General features: G+C 66.1%; 19 protein-coding genes. 9 read left to right on the top strand and 10 right to left on the bottom strand.

Features of this window, described 5'->3' with window-relative positions:
* From AB1A62_RS19905 to AB1A62_RS19895, 3 genes are all read left to right on the top strand, one after another.
* Positions 1-516 (top strand): cation-translocating P-type ATPase C-terminal domain-containing protein (locus AB1A62_RS19905; protein WP_366663207.1); only part of this gene is annotated, 516 nt, incomplete at its 5' end.
* Positions 517-560: 44 nt separating this feature from the next.
* On the top strand, positions 561-1274 hold the full coding sequence (locus AB1A62_RS19900; RefSeq protein WP_366663209.1) for a VIT1/CCC1 transporter family protein: 714 nt from the start codon (positions 561-563) through the stop codon (positions 1272-1274).
* 57 nt (positions 1275-1331) lie between these two features.
* Positions 1332-2477 carry a site-2 protease family protein gene (locus AB1A62_RS19895; protein WP_366663206.1) on the top strand — a complete coding sequence of 382 codons (1146 nt, stop codon included), beginning with the start codon at positions 1332-1334 and terminating at the stop codon, positions 2475-2477.
* Between the two features lie 10 nt (positions 2478-2487).
* On the opposite strand, the gene AB1A62_RS19890 is transcribed toward AB1A62_RS19895, so the two are convergent.
* Entirely contained in the window at positions 2488-3318 is an 831-nt protein-coding gene (locus AB1A62_RS19890; RefSeq protein ID WP_366663205.1) for a formate/nitrite transporter family protein, read from the bottom strand.
* A gap of 32 nt (positions 3319-3350) precedes the next feature.
* On the bottom strand, positions 3351-4196 hold the full coding sequence (locus AB1A62_RS19885; RefSeq protein WP_366663204.1) for a universal stress protein: 846 nt from the start codon (positions 4194-4196) through the stop codon (positions 3351-3353).
* A gap of 180 nt (positions 4197-4376) precedes the next feature.
* On the opposite strand from AB1A62_RS19885, the gene AB1A62_RS19880 reads away from it, so the two are divergent.
* The gene (locus tag AB1A62_RS19880) at positions 4377-4784 is read left to right on the top strand and encodes a universal stress protein (RefSeq protein WP_366663203.1); all 408 of its coding nucleotides are present in this window, start codon (positions 4377-4379) and stop codon (positions 4782-4784) included.
* A 10-nt stretch (positions 4785-4794) separates the two neighbouring features.
* Here AB1A62_RS19880 and AB1A62_RS19875 read toward each other — a convergent pair whose 3' ends face one another.
* From AB1A62_RS19875 to AB1A62_RS19865, 3 genes are read right to left on the bottom strand one after another with little or no spacing between them, the layout of a single operon-like run.
* Entirely contained in the window at positions 4795-5919 is a 1125-nt protein-coding gene (locus AB1A62_RS19875; RefSeq protein WP_366663202.1) for an ABC transporter permease, read from the bottom strand.
* Positions 5920-8616, bottom strand: coding sequence for a ribosome-associated ATPase/putative transporter RbbA (rbbA, locus tag AB1A62_RS19870; protein ID WP_366663201.1), 2697 nt, complete (start codon positions 8614-8616; stop codon positions 5920-5922).
* Positions 8613-9605 (bottom strand): HlyD family efflux transporter periplasmic adaptor subunit, encoded by a 993-nt coding sequence (locus AB1A62_RS19865; protein WP_366663200.1) that lies wholly within the window; start codon positions 9603-9605, stop codon positions 8613-8615. The genes rbbA and AB1A62_RS19865 overlap by 4 nt, the downstream gene beginning before the upstream one ends.
* A 179-nt stretch (positions 9606-9784) precedes the next feature.
* Between AB1A62_RS19865 and AB1A62_RS19860 the strand changes: the two genes are divergently transcribed.
* Positions 9785-10183, top strand: a complete 399-nt coding sequence (locus AB1A62_RS19860) for a c-type cytochrome (RefSeq protein WP_366663199.1) — start codon at positions 9785-9787, stop codon at positions 10181-10183.
* Between the two features lie 23 nt (positions 10184-10206).
* Here the strand turns inward: AB1A62_RS19860 and AB1A62_RS19855 are convergent, their stop codons facing one another.
* The 5 genes from AB1A62_RS19855 to AB1A62_RS19835 all read right to left on the bottom strand — a co-directional run bounded on the left by AB1A62_RS19855 (position 10207) and on the right by AB1A62_RS19835 (position 16175).
* Positions 10207-11721 carry an AMP-binding protein gene (locus tag AB1A62_RS19855; protein WP_366663198.1) on the bottom strand — a complete coding sequence of 505 codons (1515 nt, stop codon included), beginning with the start codon at positions 11719-11721 and terminating at the stop codon, positions 10207-10209.
* The gene (locus AB1A62_RS19850) at positions 11718-13139 is read right to left on the bottom strand and encodes an aldehyde dehydrogenase family protein (RefSeq protein WP_366663197.1); all 1422 of its coding nucleotides are present in this window, start codon (positions 13137-13139) and stop codon (positions 11718-11720) included. The genes AB1A62_RS19855 and AB1A62_RS19850 overlap by 4 nt, the downstream gene beginning before the upstream one ends.
* 71 nt (positions 13140-13210) lie before the next feature.
* A complete protein-coding gene (locus tag AB1A62_RS19845; RefSeq protein WP_366663196.1) occupies positions 13211-14170 on the bottom strand; it encodes a tripartite tricarboxylate transporter substrate binding protein in 960 nt (319 codons plus the stop codon).
* A gap of 41 nt (positions 14171-14211) precedes the next feature.
* Positions 14212-14667 (bottom strand): tripartite tricarboxylate transporter TctB family protein, encoded by a 456-nt coding sequence (locus tag AB1A62_RS19840; protein ID WP_366663195.1) that lies wholly within the window; start codon positions 14665-14667, stop codon positions 14212-14214.
* Positions 14664-16175: a tripartite tricarboxylate transporter permease gene (locus AB1A62_RS19835; protein WP_366663194.1), complete on the bottom strand. Its 1512-nt coding sequence runs from the start codon at positions 16173-16175 to the stop codon at positions 14664-14666. Before AB1A62_RS19835 ends, AB1A62_RS19840 begins: the two co-directional genes overlap by 4 nt.
* A gap of 113 nt (positions 16176-16288) precedes the next feature.
* Here AB1A62_RS19835 and AB1A62_RS19830 point away from each other — a divergent pair, with 113 nt between their 5' ends.
* The 4 genes from AB1A62_RS19830 (at position 16289) to AB1A62_RS19815 (ending at position 19207) form a co-directional block, all read left to right on the top strand.
* On the top strand, positions 16289-17326 hold the full coding sequence (locus AB1A62_RS19830; protein ID WP_366663193.1) for a LacI family DNA-binding transcriptional regulator: 1038 nt from the start codon (positions 16289-16291) through the stop codon (positions 17324-17326).
* Between the two features lie 186 nt (positions 17327-17512).
* Positions 17513-18370 carry an urease accessory protein UreD gene (locus AB1A62_RS19825; RefSeq protein WP_366663192.1) on the top strand — a complete coding sequence of 286 codons (858 nt, stop codon included), beginning with the start codon at positions 17513-17515 and terminating at the stop codon, positions 18368-18370.
* A gap of 14 nt (positions 18371-18384) precedes the next feature.
* Complete coding sequence (locus AB1A62_RS19820; RefSeq protein ID WP_366663208.1) at positions 18385-18687, top strand: urease subunit gamma; 303 nt, start codon at positions 18385-18387, stop codon at positions 18685-18687.
* A gap of 214 nt (positions 18688-18901) precedes the next feature.
* Positions 18902-19207, top strand: coding sequence for an urease subunit beta (locus AB1A62_RS19815; RefSeq protein ID WP_366663191.1), 306 nt, complete (start codon positions 18902-18904; stop codon positions 19205-19207).
* Position 19208 lies beyond the last annotated feature (1 nt).

Raw genomic sequence — 19208 nt, 5'->3', positions numbered from 1 at the left:
GGCGGGGTGACGGCGGTGGCGCTGGGGCTGGAGAGGGGCGAGCCGGACCAGATGAAACATCCGCCGCGCAAAAAGGACACGCCGATCGTGGGGCGGGGCGGGCTGCTGACCATTCTGGCGCTGGGGCTTTATACCGGGCTCGCCAGCCTGTGGCTGTTCCTGCACCTGCTGGACGGCAACGAGGATCTGGCCCGCACCGCCGCCTTTACCGCCATGGTGGTCTTTGAAAAGGCCAGCGTGTTTGCCTTCCGTTCGCTGCATCTGCCGTGCTGGCGGATCGGGTTCTTCAGCAATCCGCTGCTGCTGGCGGCGCTGGCGGTGACCATCGGCGCGCAGGTGGCGGCGGTGTACTGGCCGCCGCTGCAGGTGCTGCTGCACACGGTGCCGCTGCAATGGGAACAGTGGGGGCTGATTTGCCTGCTGGTGCTGCCGGTCCTCCTGGTGCCGGAGGCGCTGAAAACCCTGCGCTACCTTGCTGCCCGCAGCCGGCAGGGGCGGGCGGCCGTGGCGGCTTGACCTCCCTCAAGGCGGGGGTTGCCGGGCTGGGCCATCCTGCGGGCATGAAGGGCGATCACGGGCACAGCAAGGAGGAAATCGCAGAGCGCCTGGCTGGCAGCAATGGCACCGGGCGGCTGCGGGACGCGGTTTACGGCGGCATCGACGGCGCGGTGACCACTTTTGCGATTGCCGCGGGCGTCGAGGGCGCCGGGTTTTCCTCTGCTGTGATCATCGCCCTGGGCATTGCCAATGTGCTGGCGGACGGATTTTCGATGGCGGCGGCCAACTACCTGGGCACCAAGGCGGATCTGGACGACCGCCGGCGCCTGTACAGGGTGGAGCAGCGCCATATCCGCCAGTATCCGGAGGGCGAGCGTGAGGAGCTGCGCCAGATCTTCCAGGAGCTGGGGCTGAGCGGCGAGGTGCTGGAAGGGGCGGTGCGGTCCGTTGCTGCCAAGCCGGAGAAATGGGTGTCGCTGATGCTAACCAGCGAATACGGGCTGGCGCCGGTCGAGCCCAATCCGGTTGCGGCCGCGGTCACCACCTTCGCCGCCTTCCTGGCGGCGGGCATTGTGCCGCTGCTGCCGTTCATGCTGGGGCTGCCGGATCCGTTTCTGACGGCGGCGCTGGCCACCGGGGCGGTGTTCTTCGGCATCGGCGCCAGCAAGAGCATCTGGTCGCTGGCGCCCTGGTGGAAATCCGGACTAGAGACTTTGCTGATCGGCTCCTGCGCCGCTGCCGTGGCCTATCTGGCCGGCAGCCTGTTCCGGGTTTGAGCCGGATCAAGGGGGCCGGGTCCGTTTGGCCCTAAGCTGGAGGGCGGAGGGGAGCCCATGTTTTCAAACGCCATCAAGATCGCCACCCTGCAGGGGTTTGACATCCGGATCGACCCGAGCTGGGGCCTGATCGCCGCGCTGATCACCTGGAGCCTGTCGACGCAGTTTTTCCCGATGGTCTATCCCGGTGCCAGCGGCAGCGTTTACTTCACCCTGGCGCTTCTGGCGATGCTGGGCTTTTTTGCCTCGTTGATCCTGCATGAGATGTCCCATTCGGTGGTGGCCCGCCGCTACGGGGTCGAGATCAAGGGAATCACGCTGTTCATCTTCGGCGGGGTGGCGGAGCTGGGATCGGAGCCGAAGACCGCCGCCAGCGAGTTCTGGATTGCGATTGCGGGCCCGCTGATGAGCTTTGCGCTGGCCTTCGGCTTCTGGCTGCTGGCGCAGGCGGGCGGGCTGCTGGCGCCGGAGATGGCGCTGAACCATGTGTTCGGCTATCTGGCGCTGATCAACCTGGTGCTGGCGGTGTTCAACCTGGCACCGGCCTTTCCGCTGGATGGCGGGCGGATTTTCAGGGCCTACCTGTGGAGCCGCAGCCGCGATCTGCTGCAGGCGACTGCCACCGCCACCAGGATCAGCAGCTACCTGGCCTATGCGCTGATCATCTTCGGCCTCATCGGCCTGTTTTCCGGCAATCCGGTTGCCTCCCTTTGGCAGGTGCTGATCGGGGTGTTTGTTCTGACGGCGGCTAAGGGCACCTATGCCCAACAGCTGCAGGCGGCGGCGTTCAAGGGCAAGACCGTTGCCGCCATGATGACCCGCGACACGGTCACGGTGGCGCCGGACATCAGCCTGCAGCAGCTGGCGGACGGGGTGATGCTGGCGGAACGCAAGAGCTTTGTGCCGGTGGTGCTGGGCGATGTGCTGCTGGGCTATGCCGACACCGCGCTTCTGTCGCAAACCCGGCGCGAGGACTGGGCTGCAACGCATGCCGGCGATGTTTATGTGCCGGCGGACAAAGACAACACGGTTGGCCCGGAGATGCCGGCCGCGGAGCTGATGGCGAAGATCTCCGCCTCCGGGCGGCGCAAGTTCCTAGTGGCGGAGGGGCGCCAGCTGCTGGGGGTGGTCACTTTGGCCGACCTGACGGGCTATCTGGCGGTGCTGCAGGAAATCCGGCTGCCGGGCCGCAAGGCGGAGTGATGCCTGCGCGTCAGCGGCTGTGCCCTGGCGGCTGCTGCGCCTGTTCCGGGCTTTGCCGCCGGGCGGTACCGCCCAGAAAGGCAAACCAGTAGGCCAGGGCGACGCCGCCTGCGCCGCCGGCGATGTTGCCGAGGGTGACCCAGAACAGGTTGGCGGCTGCCGCGGCAAACGGGATGTCCGCGCCTGCACCCCAGGCCTGCGGGAAGAAATACATGTTGGCGATGGAGTGCTCGAGCCCCAGCAGCACGAAGGCGGTGATCGGCCAGAGGATGGCCAGAACCTTGCCAGCCGCCGTGCGGGCAGCGAAGGACAGCCAGACGGCGAGGCAGACCAGGGCGTTGCACAGGGCGCCGCGCGCAAAGGCCTCAAGCGGTGCCAGTTCTGCCTTGGCCCCGGCAATGCCTGCCGCGGTGTCGCCCATCGGACCGTCCAGCAGCCCGGTGAGGGCGAAGGCGGCGGCCAGCCCGGCGGCGCCTGCCAGATTGCCGGCATAGACGATGCCCCAGCTGCGCAGCAGCAGGCGCAGCGGGATCTTGCGGTCCACTGCGGCGATCACCATCAGCACGTTGCCGGTGAACAGTTCAGCGCCGGCAATCACAACCAGGATCAGGCCGAGCGAGAACACCGCGCCGCCCAGCACCCGGACCGGTCCCGTAATGGGGCCGGCGCCCGTGAGGGTCATGGTATAGGCCGCCGCCCCGAAACCAATGAAAGCGCCCGCCAGCATCGCCAGCACGAACATCTGCGGCAGCGGCAGCCGGGCCTTGGCGGTTCCGGCGGTTTCCACCAGCGCTGCGATTTCGGCGGGTTTGTAGGCGTCAAAGGGGGCCTGGCTGGTCATAATCCGGCTCCTGAATCTATGGGCGCAAGGGGTCAGTGGGCAAAGAGGACCGGCAGCTCTTTCTGTTCGATCATCGTGCGGGTGGTGCCGCCAAAGACCGCTTCTCGCAGGCGGGAATGGCCATAGGCGCCCATCACCACCAGACCGGCCCCGGCCTCGCGGGCGCGCTGCTGGATGCCGTGGCCGACGTCCTGGCCGCCGCCGGGGAATTGCGACACGGTCACAGTGCAGCCGTGGTGGCTGAGCCAAGCGGCAACATCGGTGCCCGGGTCCTCGCCGTCGCGCTGATCGGAGACGCTGGATTCAAAACAGCCGATCACCACCTCCTGCGCGTGGCGCAGATAGGGCAGCGCGGCATGGGCGGCGCGGGAGGCCGCAAGGCTGCTGTCCCAGGCCAGGAAGATACGGCTGTAGCTGGCGAAAGGCGCGCCGTTCACGATCACCGGAACCGGCGACTGGAACAGCAGGCCGTGCAATGCTTCGCGGAAGACGTCCTCGTGGTCCCTGAGGCCATCGGCAAACTGCGCGATATCGCAGGACTTGGCCCGTTGGGCACAGAGCAGCCGGATGTCCGCGCCGGCGCAGACCGCATATTGCACATCGCCTGAGCAGCCGTTGGGGGTGAGGAGATCGTTCACTTCGCCAGCGCGGGTTTCTGCCGCCTGCCGGGCGTCCCGCAGATGATCCACCCAGTCCGCAGGCATCGCAGCCGCGCCGAAGCCCGTCGCACTGTAAACGAAGTAGGGCCTGGCGGGCAGGTTATCCAAAAGCAGGCAGGCCAGATAGGCGTCCTGGGCCTGCGCCGCCTCGGCGGCGGCGGTGACGGTTTCGTCGCTGGTGTCTGCTGCGAGCACGAAGAGAGAGGTTTTGCGTTGCATGGCGGGCCTCCGGGATTTGAAGCGCGGCAGGCGGGGATGCACACCGCGTTCATCAGTAGATCAGCTTTCCCGGCGGGTGCCATGATCCTGATCAATCACTTGCCGCAGGGTGGATAACCTGTGTCAAGGCAGGCCGCCGGAAACCGGCGTAGAATCGGGCGGCATCAGAGGAGGATCACGATGTACAAGCATATTCTGGTTCCGATTGCCCCGGATCACGGTGCCGACAGCGCCAGCGCCCTGCAGGCCGCCCGTCTGCTGGCGGACAGCGATGCCAGGATCACCGCGCTGACGGTGGCCGATGAGATCCCCGGCTATGTGGTTCAGCAGCTGCCGGAAGGCCTGCTGGAAAACACCCGCGCAGAGATGCTGGCGGCGCTGAAGGCGGATCTGGGCGGAGTGAAAGACGTCAAGGCGGACGTGGTCACCGGCCATGCCGGGCGCACGATCACCGACTACGCCGATACGCATGGCGCCGACTGCATCGTCATCGCGTCGCACCGGCCCGGACTGCAGGATTATTTCCTCGGCTCGACGGCGGCACGGGTTGTGCGCCATGCCAAATGCACCGTGGTTGTGATCCGCTAGGGGTCTGACCTTAGCCGTCATGCGCCACCGAGCGGCGGAACAGCATCAGGCTTGTGGCCAGGAGCGCGGCGCCCAGCAGCGCCATCCACAGGAACTCCGGCCAGACGGTCTCGAACCCGGCGCCCTTGAAGACGATGGCCTGGCTCGCGGACATGTAATGGCGCGAGGGCAGGATGACGGTGGCGGCCTGCAGCCAGGCAGGCTGGCTTTCCACCGGGGTTTCGCCGCCCGACAGCATCAGCATCGGCAGGATGGTCAGCATCACCAGCAGCGCAAACTGCGCCATTGAGCGCGCCACTGTCGCCAGGAACACCCCCAGCGCGGTTGCGGTGAACAGGAACAGCGCCGTGCCGCAGAGAAACAGCAGCGTGGACCCCGCGATGGTGATGTCCAGCACCCCCTGCATGACAAAGGCCAGCGACAGCGCCGCCGCAACCAGCACCACCGCGGCGTTGGCCCAGATCTTGGCCACGGCGATGTCAAAGGGCGACAGCGGCATCGCCAGCAGATGCTCGATGGTGCCGTGCTCGCGCTCGCGGATCATCGCGGCGCCGGTGAGGATCGTGGTCAGCCACATGATCTGGCCGATCAGCGCGTTGATGCCGGCAAAGCGCACGGTGTCGCGGTTCGGGTTGAAGGCGCTGCGGATGATGATGCCGAGGGGCTGCGGCGCTGCCAGGTCGGCGCCGATGGCAAAGCGGCGGATCTCGGTGCTTAGGATGCTGGTGATGTAGTTGGCCCCGATGCCCGCCTGTTCCATCGCGGTGGCGTCGATCAGCACCTGGACTTCCGGCACCCGCCCGGCGCGGACGCCCTTTTCAAACCCGGGCGGCACTGCGACCACGAACAGGAAGTCGCCGGCATCCATCCGGGCGGCGCCGGTGCCGGGTTCGATCTGCACGACAGGCTGGAACTCCGGCGGAAAGAAAGCCTCGGCAAGGGTGCGGGACAGCGGCGAGTTGTCCTCGTCGGCAAAGGCGATGGAGGCGTTGTTGACCGAGGTCGCAACTCCGGTGGCCTCCATCACCGGGGCCAGGGTGAAGGACCAGACCAGCAGTGCCATCATCACCCAGTCGCGGCGCAGGCTCATCATCTCTTTGAGGCCAAGCCAGAATATGCAGGCAAACCGCTGCATCTACTTCTCCTGCGCGCGGAGCGACAGCGCGGCCAGCAAGGTGAAGACCGGCCCGAAGCAGGCCAGCGCCAGGAGGTCCGGGCCGAGAGCCTCCCAGCCCAGGCCCTTGGTGAAGGCGCCCACGTTCAGGTGCAGGAAATAGGAGGAGGGCCACAGAGACCCGATGGTCTGGGCGCCGCCTTCCAGCGTTGATACCGGCTGCAGCAGGCCGGAGAACTGGATCGTCGGCACCACCGACGCGATGGTGGTTGCAAAGGTTGCCGCCACCTGGCTGGAGGTCATGGTGGCGATCAGCAGACCGTAGGAGGTGGCGGCCCAGACATAAAGCAGCGCGCCGAGGGCCAGCGGCAGCGGGTCGCCCTTGAGCGGCACCCCGAAGACCGCGATGGTCATAGCGGTCAGAAGCAGGAAGTTGGCGTAGGCGATGACGATGTAGGGGATCTGCTTGCCGATCAGGAACTCGAACCGGGTGGTCGGGGTCACGTAGAAATTGGTGACCGAGCCCAGCTCCTTTTCCCGCGCAACGCTGACCGCCATCAGCACCGCGGGCAGCATGATCAGCAGGATTGCGGGCATCGCAGGCGCCATGGCGGCGATGCTCTCGAAGCTCTGATTGTAGCGGAACCGCGGCTCTATCCGGGCGGTTTCAACTGGCTGGGTGCCGCTGGCGGCGGCCTGGGCGTGCAGGAAGGTCTGATGCAGACCGGCGGTATAGCCCTCCACCGTTTCGCCCTTGAAGGGGATGGCGCCGTCGACAATGGCCAGCACCTCCGCCGGTTCACCGGCGCGCAGTTTGCGGCCGAAACCGGGGGGCAGTTCGATGACAAGCGAGACCTCGCCCGAAACCAGGCGGCTGCGGCCCTCGGCAGCGCTGGCCAGGGGCGGTGTTGGCCTGAAGTAGCGGGAGCCGGAAATCTCAGCGAGGTAGGCGCGGCTTTCGGGGCTTTGCGACAGGTCGAGGGCGGCATAGTCCAGCTCGTCGATATCGAGCGAAATGCCGAAGCAGAACACCAGCATCAGGATCACCGAGCCGAGGAAGGCAAAGGCGAGCCGCACCGGGTCGCGCAGGACCTCGACCGTTTCGCGCCGGGCATAGGCCAAGGCGCGGGTGAGGCCGCCGCCTGCAGTCGCGGTGCCCGCCTGCACCGCGGTTTCCGGTGCGGAGACCGGGGCAGGGGGATCGGCGGCCTTGAGGATGGAGACAAAGGCCTGTTCCAGGGTGTCCGCGGACTGCGATGCCATCAGATCCTTGGGCGTGCCTTCCGCCAGGACCTTGCCCGCATGCATGAAGGAGACCCGGTCGCAGCGTTCTGCCTCGCCCATGAAATGGGTGGAGACGAAGATCGTGACGCCCTCGTTGCGGGACAGCTCCAGGAGCAGCGCCCAGAACATGTCCCGGGCCTCCGGGTCGACACCGGAGGTCGGCTCGTCCAGGATCAGCACCCGCGGGCGGTGGATCACCGCAACCGCCAGCGACAGGCGCTGCTTGATGCCAAGGGGCAGGGCGGCGGCCAGAGTGCTGCTGTGGGCGGTCAGGCCGAAGCGCTGGGTCAGTTCGGCGACCCGGGCTGCGCGGTCCCTGATCCCGAAAATGCGGGCATGGAGTTGCAGGTTCTGCTGCACGGTCAGCTCGCCATAAAGCGAAAACGCCTGACTCATGTAGCCGGTCTCGCGGCGCATGGCGCGGTTGCGGGCATCCACCGGCTTGCCGAACAGCTGCGCCTCGCCCGAGCTGATGGGCAGAAGGCCGGTCAGCATTTTCATGGTCGTCGACTTGCCGCAGCCGTTGGAGCCGAGAAAGCCGAAGATCTCGCCGCGGCTGATGCTGAAATCGACGCTGTCCACCGCAATGAAATCGCCGAAGCGGCGGGTGAGGCCGCGGGCGGTGATGACCGGTTCGCCGCTGCTGTGGGCTGCAGGCATTGCGTCCTGGGCCTGCGGCGGTTTTCCTTTCGCCCGCAGCTGGCGGTAGGCGGTCTCGAGGTCTTCCGCCCCGCCCCGCAGCTCGTCCGGCGGGCCTTGGAACAGCACCCGGCCCGCATCCATCGCGACAATCCAGTCGAAGCTCTGGGCCTCCTCCATATAGGCGGTGGAGACCAGCACGGTGAGGCCGGGGGTCATGGCCCGGATGGCGCTGATCAGCGCCCAGAACTGGCGGCGCGACAAGGGATCGACGCCGGTGGTCGGCTCATCCAACACCAGGAGCCGGGGATCATGGATCAGGGCGCAGCACAGGCCCAGCTTCTGCTTCATGCCGCCTGACAGCTTGCCCATCAGCCGGTCCGTAAAGGGCGCCAGCCCGGTGGCGGTGAGGAGCGCCGCGATCCGGGCCTCGCGCTCCGTTGCGCCCTGGCCGAACAGCCGCGAGAAGAACTCGAGGTTTTCGCGCACCGAAAGTTCGGGGTAGAGGTTGCGGCCCAGGCCCTGCGGCATGAAGGCAATCGCAGGGCAGATGCGGCGCCGGTGCGCGGGATCGCCGATGGGGCCGCCAAGGACGTCTATGGTTCCCGCTTGCAGCTTTTTGGCGCCGGTGATCAGGCCGAGGAGAGTCGACTTGCCGACCCCGTCCGGCCCGATGAAGCCAACCAGCCGGCCGGCAGGCAAATCCAAGGAGATCGTGTCCAGCGCGGTATGCTTGCGGTAGCGGTGGCTGACTTCCGCGACGCGTATGCCTGCATTGCCTGCGGCGGCACTCATTCGAACAGCTCAGGCGGGATGCGCCGCTCCAGCGCTTCTGGCCATTCACGGGCCGGATCCAGCCGGATCACCGCGATGCCGCGCAGGCCTGTTTTCACATGTTCGATCCGCGCGGCCACCAGATCCTGCGGGATCCGGACACGGACGCGGAACACCAGCTGTTCGCGCTCGCTCAGCGTTTCCACCTGCTTGGGAGTGAACTGGGCCTCGGGCGACACGAATGTGACTGTGGCGGGAATGGCGTAATCGGGCAGCGCATCGAGCACGATGCGGGCCTCGGCTCCGATCGGCAGGAGGCCGGCCTCGCGGGCAGGCAGGAACACTTCCATATAGATGTTCCCGAGGCTGAGGAGCGTCAGGATCGGCCCGCCGGCGCCAACCACTTCACCCGGTTCGGCCAGCCGGTAGAGCACCCGGCCCGGCATCGGCGCGGTGAGGATGCTGTCCTCGATCTGCGCAGCGATCCGGCGGACCTCGGCCTCGGCCGCGGCGATGCGGGCGTCTGCGGTGGCCACGCGCGCCTGCGCCGCGCCCAGCACCGCCTCGGCGACCTGATGCGCGGTTTCGCGTTCCTCGAACACGGTTTCGGAGATGTTGTGCCCGGCCAGCAGGGCGGTGGCGCGGTCCAGCTCATGCTCTGCCCGGCGCTGTTCGCTCTGGCGCTGGACAACCAGCGCCTCCGCCTCGGCCTTGGTCTGGCGGGCCAGCGCGGCTTCGGCCTTGGCCCGGTCATGCGCCGCCGACAGCTCATCCGTGTCCATTTCCACCAGGATCTCGCCAGCCGCGACCAAGCTGCCTTCGGCGGCCAGCACCTTGGCAACCCGGCCTGCCCTGGCGGGGGCGATTTCAACCTGTTCGGCCTCGATCCGGCCGTTGCCCTGGACGAAGCCATCCGGCAGGTTCGCGCCGTTTTCCGAGACGAACAGATAGGCGGCGGCCATAATCAGAACGGCTGCGGCGGCAAGAATTGCACCAGTTGTTTTGGTCATGGCAAGGCGCCCGGTCCTGTTGCGGCTCTTGCGGAGCCTAGCCCGGTTCAGCGCGGCCCGCCTTGCTCTGAGTCAATCCTGCGCGGCCGGAATGCGGCTATCATCAGATTGCGTGCGCCCCGCGCCCGGGCAGGGCCGGGCGGCACGTTGTAAAGGTTCCGGAGCAAAGGAGAACAGCTATGCTGGTGCGGCTGGCAGTAACACTTGCAATTGCGGCGGGTCCGGTCTGGGCGCAGGAGACCAGTGCCGGTGAGGGGCGGGACCTGTTCCTGTACTTCTGCGCAGAATGCCATGGAAAGGATGCGGCAAGCCAGGGCCCGATGGCGGAGATGATGGCCCTGCAGCCGCCCGATCTGACGCATCTGGCGGCGCGCAACAGCGGCGCTTTCCCCATCGAGGCCGTTGCCAAGCAGATCGACGGCCGGCAGCCGATTGCCGCCCATGGCGACATGCCCATGTTCGGCCCGACGCTGGATGAGGATCAGTTTGTGGCCCTGGCGCTGCCAAGCGGCCAGCCTATGATGGTTTCGCGGGCCCTGGGCAATCTGATCACCTACCTGCAAACGGTGCAGCGTTAGGAGGCCGCGCCGGACCGGAACTGCTAGCTGTGCGTGCGTGCGGTCCGGCCGCTGATCTCAGCGGGGATCTTGTTGCGCTGGATTTTCCCGGAAGGGCCCTTGGGAAGCTCGGCCAGAATGTGCACCTCGTCCGGGGATTTGAATTTCCCGAGCTGGGACCGGCAGATCTCGATCAGCTCCAGCGGGGTCAGGCTGGAGCCGTCGCGGATCTTCACCGCCGCCTCCACCGTCTCGCCGTAGCTTTTGCAGGGGCGCCCGAAGGCAGCGGCCTCGATCACGTCCGGGTGGGAGTAGAGCGCCTCGTCGATCTCGCGCGGGGCGATGTTTTCGCCGCCCTTGATGATCAGTTCCTTCAGGCGGCCAGTGACGAAGACATACCCGTCGCTGTCGATGCGCCCCAGATCGCCGGTGCGCAGCCAGCCATCCGAGGTGAAGGTGGCGGCCGTGGCTTCCGGGTTGTTGAGGTATTCCAGCATCACGTTGGGGCCGCGCACCGCCAGCTCGCCTTCGCTGCCATCGGTGACGGGCTGAAGGTTTGCATCCAGGATCGTCACCTCGTTGCCAAAGGCGATGCCTGGGGAACCGATCTTGCGGGTGCCCGGGGGCAGGGGGTTCGACAGGATCTGTGCTGCCGTCTCTGTCAGGCCCATGGTTTCGATCACCGGCATCCCGAAACGGTCCTCGAACGCGCGCTGCACGTCGGGGGCCAGCGCCGAAGATGCCGACCGGCCGAAGCGAAGCCGCGCCTTGGTACTGTCGACGGGGTCTAGGTCAGAGTGCAGCAGGTGCGAGATGATGGTCGGCACCACCGAGAACCAGGTCGCCTGCGACCAGCCGGCATGGGCCCAGAAACGGCTGGCAGAGAACCGCGCGCACATCGCGAGCGAACCGCCGGAGATCAGCGCGCCCATCACCGTCACGCACAGCCCGTTGATGTGGTAGATCGGCAGCACGCAGAGGCCGCGGTCCTGCGGTGTCAGCTCATGCGCCACGGCGGTGGTCCAGCCGCCCGCCAGCAGGCTGGCATGGGTGTGCACCACCCCCTTGGGCTGGCCGGTGGTGCCGGAGGTGTACATCAGCAAAGCGTGGTCACCGGCGGAGAGCGGGTGCAGCTCTGCCGGTGACCCGCCAGTTGCTGCCGCCTGGTCCAAAGGGGAGAGAAATGGCAGGCTGGCAGTCTCTTGAAACAGGTCCGTCTGGCTGGGGTGGACAAAGGCAAAGCGGGCGCCGCTGTGCTGCAAGGCGTAGGAAACCGCGCTGTTGCCGGCAACAAGGTTGATCATGGTGGCGCGGAAGCCGCCGTAGAGCACGCCGAACAGGCATTCAAGCGCTTCGCGCCCGTTGGGGTGCAGGATGGCTATGCTTTCGCCCTTGGCGATTCCCTTGGCGGTCAGGTAGCGGGCGATTGCCTCTGCCGTCTTGCGCAGCTCCTGCCAGCTCAGATCGGGGCCGCCGTCTGGAAAGACAAAGCCGGTGCCGCCCCCAGCGGCGCGTGTGTCGAGCCAGTCACGGATGGTTCCCTTGGGCGGTTCCATCATTGGCCCGCCTCCGCCCAGTAGCTGGCAAAGATGTCCCGGAGCGCGGGTTCGCGGACAGGGATTTCGCGCACGATCTTGGTGGTCTGCACGAAGTGGCGCCAGTTGAGGTTGGTGTCGATCGAATTGCCGCCCCAGCTGCCGCAGCCCATCGACAGGGAGAACGGCATCCCGTTGGTGAAGGCGCCGCCGGTGGCAAAGGTATGGGCCTGGTTGACGATCACCCGGCAGGTGGGCATCTCGCGGCCCAGTTCGACGGCGCGCCCGTCCAGGGCAGTGTGGATGCCGACGGAGTGGCCGGCGCCTTGATGGGTAAGGATACGGGTAGCGATGGCCTTGGCATCTGCGTAATCCGCGGCCCGGTAGACGGCGAGGATGCGGCTCAGCTTCTCTCCGGACAGCGGGTGATCCGGGCCGATGCCCCTGGTTTCCACCGCCAGGAATTTGGTGTCTGAGGGGACTTTGCCGGCCACGCCCAATGCGGCCAGCATCTTGCCGGCGTCCTGGGCGATGACCGCGCGGTTCAGATGGCCGTCCGGCCAGAGTCTGGCGATGATGCCATCTGCCTCCGCCTCGGGCACCAGCGCGCCGCCTTCCCGGGCGAGCGCTGCAATGAACTGGTCATAGATGGCATCCACCACCACGACGGAATTTTCCGAGGAACAGGAGGTGGCATTGTCAAAACACTTGGAGGCGGTGATCTTGGCCGCGGCATCGGCCAGATCCGCGGTTTCATCCACGATCACGGTCACATTGCCGGCCCCCACGGCCACGGCAGGCGTGCCGCAGGACTGGGCGCGGTGGACGTTGTTCTGGCTGCCGGTGCAGATCACCCGGTCGGCGGCCTCCATCAGCGCCTGGGTCTTGGCCTTGGAACCGGGGGCCGGGATCATCTGCACCAAGTCAGGATTGAGGCCCAGCTTGGCAAACTCGGCGTGGATATAGGCCAGCAGCAGCTCGCAGGAAGCGACGCCCTTGGGGGAGGGGGCCACGACGATGGCATTGCCGCCCTTCAGCGCGTTGATGATGTTGTTGGCAGGCGTCGCCGCCGGGTTGGTTGAGGGGACAACGGCGCCGATCACGCCGATGGGGCGCATGATTTCGGTTATGCCGGTTTCAGGGTCGTCGCTGATGATGCCGTGGGTCCGGACACCCGCAATGTCGCGCAGCAGGCCCAGCGTCTTGCGGTGGTTCTTGGTGATCTTGTCCGGCACGTTGCCGAGGCCCGTGGTTTCCACCGCCAGTTCGGCCAGGGTGCGGTTGCGGGCGGGCTCCATGATGGCCCAGCCGGCCGCCAAGGCAGCCTTGTCATAGAGAGCCTGGCTTCCCTTGGCTTCAAAGTCCTGTTGGGCGGTGCGGGCGCGCACCACGATCTGTTCCACCTCGGCGGCGCCGGAGGCGAGTGCTTCCTGAGCGTTCATGTCTTACCTCGATATCTTGGCCGGGACGCGCGCTGCGGCGTGCGCGCGCCCCGAAGGAGTTCCAGCTGGGATCAGAGCCCTGCCAGAAGCTCTTTCAGTGTCTGTTCGCGGGCGGCCCACATCTCCTTGACCTCGTCGCGGGTCATGATGTGCATGGGCGAGCCGCCGGCCGCCATCTTCTTGGAGACCCGGTCATTGGCGAACATCGCAGGCACGGTTGCAGCGAGCTTGTCGATCACCTCTTGCGGCGTGCCCTTGGGCACCATCACGCCGCGGAAATTGACGGAGGAGTTGTCGACCTCCAGACCTTGCTCTTGCATGGTGGGCACGTCGGGCAGGAAATCGGAGCGTTGCAGGTCGGCAACCCCCAGGATCCTGACGTTGCCGGCCTCCTGCGCACGGTAGGCATCCGACAGGTTGTTGATGCCGCCCATAACCTCACCGGCGATCACTGCCTTCATCGCAGCGGCGCCGCCGCCCTTGGTCGGGATGTAGGCCATTTTCACGCCTGCGGCCTTTTCGATCTGCAGCGCCGCGATGTGGTGGCCGACAAACAGGCCGGCACCGGAAAAGGTCAGCTTACCCGGGTTCTCCTGAGCGTATGCGACCACATCGGCCATCGAGTTGAACGGGCTGTCAGCACCCACGACAAACACTGCCGGGTCGGCGCCCCAGTTGGCGATCGGTTCGAAACTGTCTGCGGAATACTGCACGCCGCCCTTGATCGACTGGGCGATGAAATGGGGCACGTTGTAGGCCGCGAGCGTATAGCCGTCGGCATCGGCCTGGGTCGCAAACCAGTTCCAGCCGACACGGCCGCCCGCGCCGGGCTTGTTGATGATGGCGATGGGCATTCCCAGCGCATCCTCGTTGCCGGCGGTCATGGTGACGATCCGGGCCTGAAAATCAGTTGCCCCGCCGGCCCCGTAGGAGACCATCATCATGATCGGGCGTTCCGGGTACTCCTCGGCCATGGCAGCGCCTGCCAGGCCCATCAGCGCGATGGCAGCGCCTGCAATCAGTGTCTTCATTTTCTTCTCCTCCCTATTGGTTTCGGACCGCGTTCCGGCGGTCAGAACAGAATTTCCCGTGGCGTGTAGACGCTCAGCAGTTTGGCAAAGAGGCCGTACATCACCGCCACGAAGACGGCGGTGATCAGCACGCGTTTGACCCAGGTCTTGCCTTCGGAATGCGGCGCCGGGTCGTAGAGCGACAGCAGGATGAAAAACCCGATGGCGGTGGCGGTGTAGAACCCCAGCGCCTTGGCGGCCCAGAAGACATAGACCAGCATCACCGCCAGCCCCGGAACCATGTTCAGGAACATCGTCCGGGACACGCCGGAGCCGACCTTGCTGAAGCCGAGGACGGCCTTGCCGAAGGTCCAGCCCGCCAGCACCACGAAGACGGAAGCGATCAGGCGCGGAAACAGGAAGGCCTCGGCAGGCTGCTGGGTGTAACTGACCCAAGCGACCCAGATGCCGACGGCAAAGACCAGACCGGAGCCAAGGATGTGCTGAGACCGGTTCATGCCTGCGCCTCCTCTTTGGTGGTGTAGCGGCGGCTGCGCAGCTCCATCCAGGCCGAGTAAGCGATGGAGGCGACAACCACGGCGATCAGGAAGATGTTCAGCCCGCCAGTCAGGAAGTAGGCGGACTTGCCGACGGTGGCGTCGGCGATCATGCCGCCCTGGATGAAGTTAGACTCCGCGATCGGGCCCAGGATCAGGCCCAGCACCAGCGGCGCGGCGGAGAAGCCGAAACGCTCCAGGAAGTACATGCCGATGCCGAGGCAGGCCATCACGTAGACGTCGCCCATCGAGCTTTGCACCGAGTAGGCACCGAAGACGGAGAGGGCGAGCACAATGGCAGCCATCACCGATTGCGGCACTTGGGCGACGCGGGCGGCGAGGCCCGCCACATAGAGGCCGAAGAGGCACATCAGGACCTGGCCGACCAGCATCGAGTTGATGAAGGTCCAGGCCACATCCGGGTGATTGTCGAACAGGTCGGAGCCCGGGAAAATGCCGTGGATCAGCAGACCGCCCAGCAGCACCGCGGCGGTGGGGCTGCCGGGGATCGACAGTGTCAGGAGCGGCACCAGCGACGGGCCGACCATGGCGTTGTTGGCGGATTCCGCAGCGATCACGCCTTCGCTGTGGCCGTGGCCGAATTTCTCCTTCTCGGAGGAGAACTTCTTGGTCTGGTCATAGGCCACCAGCCCGGCGATCTGACCGCCGACGCCGGGGATCAGCCCGATGATCGAGCCGGTGATGGTGCCGATGCCCAGTGCGCGCGGGCGGCGGAGCAGTTCCCGCGTGGCGTCGAGGACGGAATGTTTCTGCACCTCGATCACCTCGGCGCCGGTCGTGCGGCGGCCCTTGGCGAACATGGTCAGCACCTGCGGGATAGCAAAGAGGCCGATCAGCGCCGCGATGATGTTGATGCCGCCGCCAAGCGACGGGTGGAAGATGAACCGCTGGGCGCCCATGATGTCGTCAAATCCGATGGTGGCGAGCCACAACCCGATGCAGCCGGACAGCAGCCCCTTGACCACGGAGGCCGAGTCCAGCGAGCCGATCACCGTGACACCCAGGATCGCCAGCCAGAACAGATGCGAAGGTCCGAAAGCCAGCGCCCACTGGGCCAGCAGCGGTGTTAGGAAAATCAGCAGCAGCACGCCGAAGATGCCGCCGACGGCGGATGCCAGGAACGACAGCTGCAGCGCCTTGGCGCCCTGGCCCTGCTTGGCCATCTTGTGGCCGTCCAGCGTGGTGGCGATATTGGCGGGCGCGCCGGGGGTCTTTAGCAGGATCGCGCTGACCGCGCCGCCCGCCACGGTGGAGGTATAGGCAGCCCCCAGCAGGATCAGGCCTTGAACCGCCTCCAGATGGAAGGTGAATGGGATCAGCAGCGCCACTGCCATCGTGGGGGAAAGCCCAGGGGTCGCCCCCAGGATCAGGCCGCCGATGGTGCCGCCCAGAAGCAGCAGGAATGACAGCGGTGAGAAAACGTCTCCGAAGTAAAATATGAAGTCCATTCGGGGCCTCCCAACCCGGCTGATCGCGCTTTTACTTTTGTTGACAAAACAGGTTAGGCCATGAAAATAGTATTGCAAACGTTTTCATCGATCTTGCCGGGGGAGGGGAGATTATGGCGCCAAAACAGAAGGGTAACGTGGATATCGTTGCGGTGGCAAAGGCAGCCAAAGTGTCACCCTCCACGGTGTCGCGCACCTTCAATCACCCCAATCTGGTAAGCCCGGCGACTCGCAAGAAGATCACCCGTGCGGTGCAGAAACTGGGCTATGTCCGGAACCGCGCCGCGCAGATGATGCACGGCAAGCGGTCGGGCACCATCGGGCTGGTAGTGCCGACCATCAACCACGCGATTTTCGCCGAGGTGATCCAGGCGTTCTCGGATGCGATCGACCGGGCCGGTTTTACCCTGCTGCTGGCCTCGCACGGCTATGATCTGGAGCGGGAATACGAAATGGTGCGCAAGCTGATGGAGCACCGGGTGGATGGTGTGGCGCTGATCGGGCTGGAGCATTCGCAGGCCACATCGCGGCTGATTGCGCAGCAGGAAACGCCTGCGATGGCGATCTGGAATTATGCAGAGGAGTCCGAGCTGCCCTGCGTCGGCGCCGACAACCGGCTGGCCGGGCGGATGGCGGCGGAGCACCTGGTGGCGCTGGGGCACCGGGACATCGGCCTGATTTTTCCCGACACCCGCGGCAACGACCGGGCACGGCACCGGCTGGAGGCGGTTCTGGAAACACTTGAGGCCGCTGGCGTCGCGGTGCCGGAGGGGCGCAAATCCGAAGCGCCATACAGTGTTTCGCAGGCCAAGCAGGCGGCCCTCGCGCTGTTGTCGGCACCGTCCCGACCGAGTGCGCTGCTGTGCGGCAATGACGTGATTGCCCAGGGCGCGCTGTATGCTGCGCAACGATGCGGGCTGCAGGTGCCGGAGCAGCTTTCGGTCATCGGCATCGGCGATTTCAAGGGCTCCGCCGAAATCGAGCCGGGCCTTACAACGGTGCGTATCCCGGCCGGCACCATCGGGACGCTTGCGGGCGAGCAATTCACCGCATTCATAACAGCTGATGAGCCGGCGCCGTTCAGGATCTGCTGCGAACCGGAGCACATCGTGCGGGGCACCACTGCGTTGGCGGGCTCGAAGACAAACTAGAACACCCTTAAGTGGCCCCAAAGGCCGAACCTGCAGAGTGCCGGGTCCGCCGTTTTCTGTGCCGCCTCCCAATTCGCTCAATAAACAGGCAGAGCTCTGTGCCGGCTGCCAATATTCAGGCAGGCCTGACCGCCGCAGGTGCGAATTCCGGCCGAAAACTGGCAATTCAGCGAAGCACCCGGCCCAATGAAGCTGCAAACTTCCCGGGAGCCGAACATCACCGCGCCGTCAGTCATAAGCAAAAGCCAAGCCTTGCCCCGCGCGATTGCCAGAGCAGAAGTTTCCGTGCATGTGCCGGACGGCTGTTCGAGGCTGAAGACGCTGCATCAATCCGGAGCGCTGAAGCTGCTGTTCCCGCAGGGCCGTCCGGATGTCGAGGCGGTTGCGGTCAATACCGCTGGCGGCATCACCGGCGGGGACGATTTCCGGCTGGCTGCCACCGCACATGCGGAGGCCGGCTTGACTGTTACCACCCAGGCGGCGGAACGCATCTACCGGGCGCTGCCGGGCCAGACCGCCAGGGTGGAAACCCGGCTCTGCGCCAAGGCCGGCGCCAGGCTGAACTGGCTGCCGCAGGAAACCATTCTGTTCAACGGCTGCGCCCTGCACCGCCGCCTGATTGCGGAGCTGGAACCCGGTGCGCAGTTTCTGCTGGTTGAACCGTTTGTCTTCGGCCGCGCTGCAATGGGCGAAACACTTACGAATGCGGCGGTCCGCGACCGGATCGAAATCCGGCGCGGCGGCAGTCCTATCTACCTCGATGCCACGGCGCTTGCCGGAGATGCCGCCGCTATGCTGCGGCGGCGCGCAGTTGGGGGCGGCGCCGGCGCCATGGCCACTCTTGTGCTGGTGGCGCCGGAGGCCGAAGTGCAGCTTGATCCGCTGCGCCGGATGCTGCCGGAGATCGGAGGCGCCTCCTTGCTTGGACCAGATCTTCTGGTGCTCCGCCTGCTTGCCCGGGACGGTTTTGCCCTGCGCCAATGCCTTGTTCCGGTGCTGGAGCGGCTGCTGCCCGCGGGGCTGCCGCGCACATGGATGCTTTGAAGAAGGAGGAGCGGATGAACCTGACCCCGCGCGAAAAGGACAAGCTGCTGATCGCCATGGCTGCCGAAGTCGCCCGCAAGCGGCTGGCCCGCGGCGTCAAGCTGAACCACCCGGAAGCGATTGCGCTGATTTCCGACGCGGTGGCCGAGGGCGCCCGCGACGGCCGCACGGTGGCTGAGATGATGGAGGCCGGCGCCCAGGTGGTCCGCCGGGATCAATGCATGGAAGGGGTGCCCGAAATGATCCGCGAAGTGCAGGTCGAGGCCACATTTCCCGATGGCACCAAGCTGGTGACCGTTCACCAGCCTATCCGCTGAACCCCCGCCCGGTCCCGGACGCCCCGGACCACCCCAAGACAGGAGAAAGCACAATGCAGCTACTACCCGTTACCGTCGCGGTTACCGCTCTTGCGGCGGGTCCCGCCCTTGCTCATGGCGGAGCGCATGTCCATCCGCATGGGGCCGGCCTCTGGCTTGGCTTTGCAGTGCTGGCGGCGCTTGCCGCAGGCGCAGTTCTGGCCTGGAGGCGGAAGTGATCCCGGGAGAGCTGTTCCCGGCCGAAGGCACCTTGACGCTGAATGCGGGCGCCGAAGCGACCGCTCTGATGGTCGCCAATACCGGCGACCGGCCTGTCCAGGTGGGCAGCCATTACCATTTTGCCGAGGCCAATCCGGCGCTGGATTTCGACCGGGCGGCGGCCCGCGGGCGGCGGCTCGATATTGCTGCGGGCACCGCCGTGCGGTTCGAGCCTGGGCAGCGGCGCGAGGTGCAGCTGATCCCGATCCTCGGCAGGCGCCGGGTGTTCGGGTTCAACCGGAAAGTCATGGGAGCGCTCTGAC

The sequence above is a fragment of the Leisingera sp. JC11 genome (assembly GCF_040704725.1).
In the GTDB taxonomy this organism is placed as follows: domain Bacteria; phylum Pseudomonadota; class Alphaproteobacteria; order Rhodobacterales; family Rhodobacteraceae; genus Leisingera.
This window is presented reverse-complemented; position numbering and strand designations above follow the sequence as displayed.

What these genes read in the sequence shown, in the direction of transcription:
- AB1A62_RS19900 (WP_366663209.1), top strand. Translation starts at nt 561, where the DNA reads ATGAAGGGCGATCACGGGCACAGCAAGGAGGAAATCGCAGAGCGCCTG.
- AB1A62_RS19895 (WP_366663206.1), top strand. Translation starts at nt 1,332, where the DNA reads ATGTTTTCAAACGCCATCAAGATCGCCACCCTGCAGGGGTTTGACATC.
- AB1A62_RS19890 (WP_366663205.1), bottom strand. Translation starts at nt 3,318, where the DNA reads ATGACCAGCCAGGCCCCCTTTGACGCCTACAAACCCGCCGAAATCGCA.
- AB1A62_RS19885 (WP_366663204.1), bottom strand. Translation starts at nt 4,196, where the DNA reads ATGCAACGCAAAACCTCTCTCTTCGTGCTCGCAGCAGACACCAGCGAC.
- AB1A62_RS19880 (WP_366663203.1), top strand. Translation starts at nt 4,377, where the DNA reads ATGTACAAGCATATTCTGGTTCCGATTGCCCCGGATCACGGTGCCGAC.
- AB1A62_RS19875 (WP_366663202.1), bottom strand. Translation starts at nt 5,919, where the DNA reads ATGCAGCGGTTTGCCTGCATATTCTGGCTTGGCCTCAAAGAGATGATG.
- rbbA (WP_366663201.1), bottom strand. Translation starts at nt 8,616, where the DNA reads ATGAGTGCCGCCGCAGGCAATGCAGGCATACGCGTCGCGGAAGTCAGC.
- AB1A62_RS19865 (WP_366663200.1), bottom strand. Translation starts at nt 9,605, where the DNA reads ATGACCAAAACAACTGGTGCAATTCTTGCCGCCGCAGCCGTTCTGATT.
- AB1A62_RS19860 (WP_366663199.1), top strand. Translation starts at nt 9,785, where the DNA reads ATGCTGGTGCGGCTGGCAGTAACACTTGCAATTGCGGCGGGTCCGGTC.
- AB1A62_RS19855 (WP_366663198.1), bottom strand. Translation starts at nt 11,721, where the DNA reads ATGATGGAACCGCCCAAGGGAACCATCCGTGACTGGCTCGACACACGC.
- AB1A62_RS19850 (WP_366663197.1), bottom strand. Translation starts at nt 13,139, where the DNA reads ATGAACGCTCAGGAAGCACTCGCCTCCGGCGCCGCCGAGGTGGAACAG.
- AB1A62_RS19845 (WP_366663196.1), bottom strand. Translation starts at nt 14,170, where the DNA reads ATGAAGACACTGATTGCAGGCGCTGCCATCGCGCTGATGGGCCTGGCA.
- AB1A62_RS19840 (WP_366663195.1), bottom strand. Translation starts at nt 14,667, where the DNA reads ATGAACCGGTCTCAGCACATCCTTGGCTCCGGTCTGGTCTTTGCCGTC.
- AB1A62_RS19835 (WP_366663194.1), bottom strand. Translation starts at nt 16,175, where the DNA reads ATGGACTTCATATTTTACTTCGGAGACGTTTTCTCACCGCTGTCATTC.
- AB1A62_RS19830 (WP_366663193.1), top strand. Translation starts at nt 16,289, where the DNA reads ATGGCGCCAAAACAGAAGGGTAACGTGGATATCGTTGCGGTGGCAAAG.
- AB1A62_RS19825 (WP_366663192.1), top strand. Translation starts at nt 17,513, where the DNA reads ATGAAGCTGCAAACTTCCCGGGAGCCGAACATCACCGCGCCGTCAGTC.
- AB1A62_RS19820 (WP_366663208.1), top strand. Translation starts at nt 18,385, where the DNA reads ATGAACCTGACCCCGCGCGAAAAGGACAAGCTGCTGATCGCCATGGCT.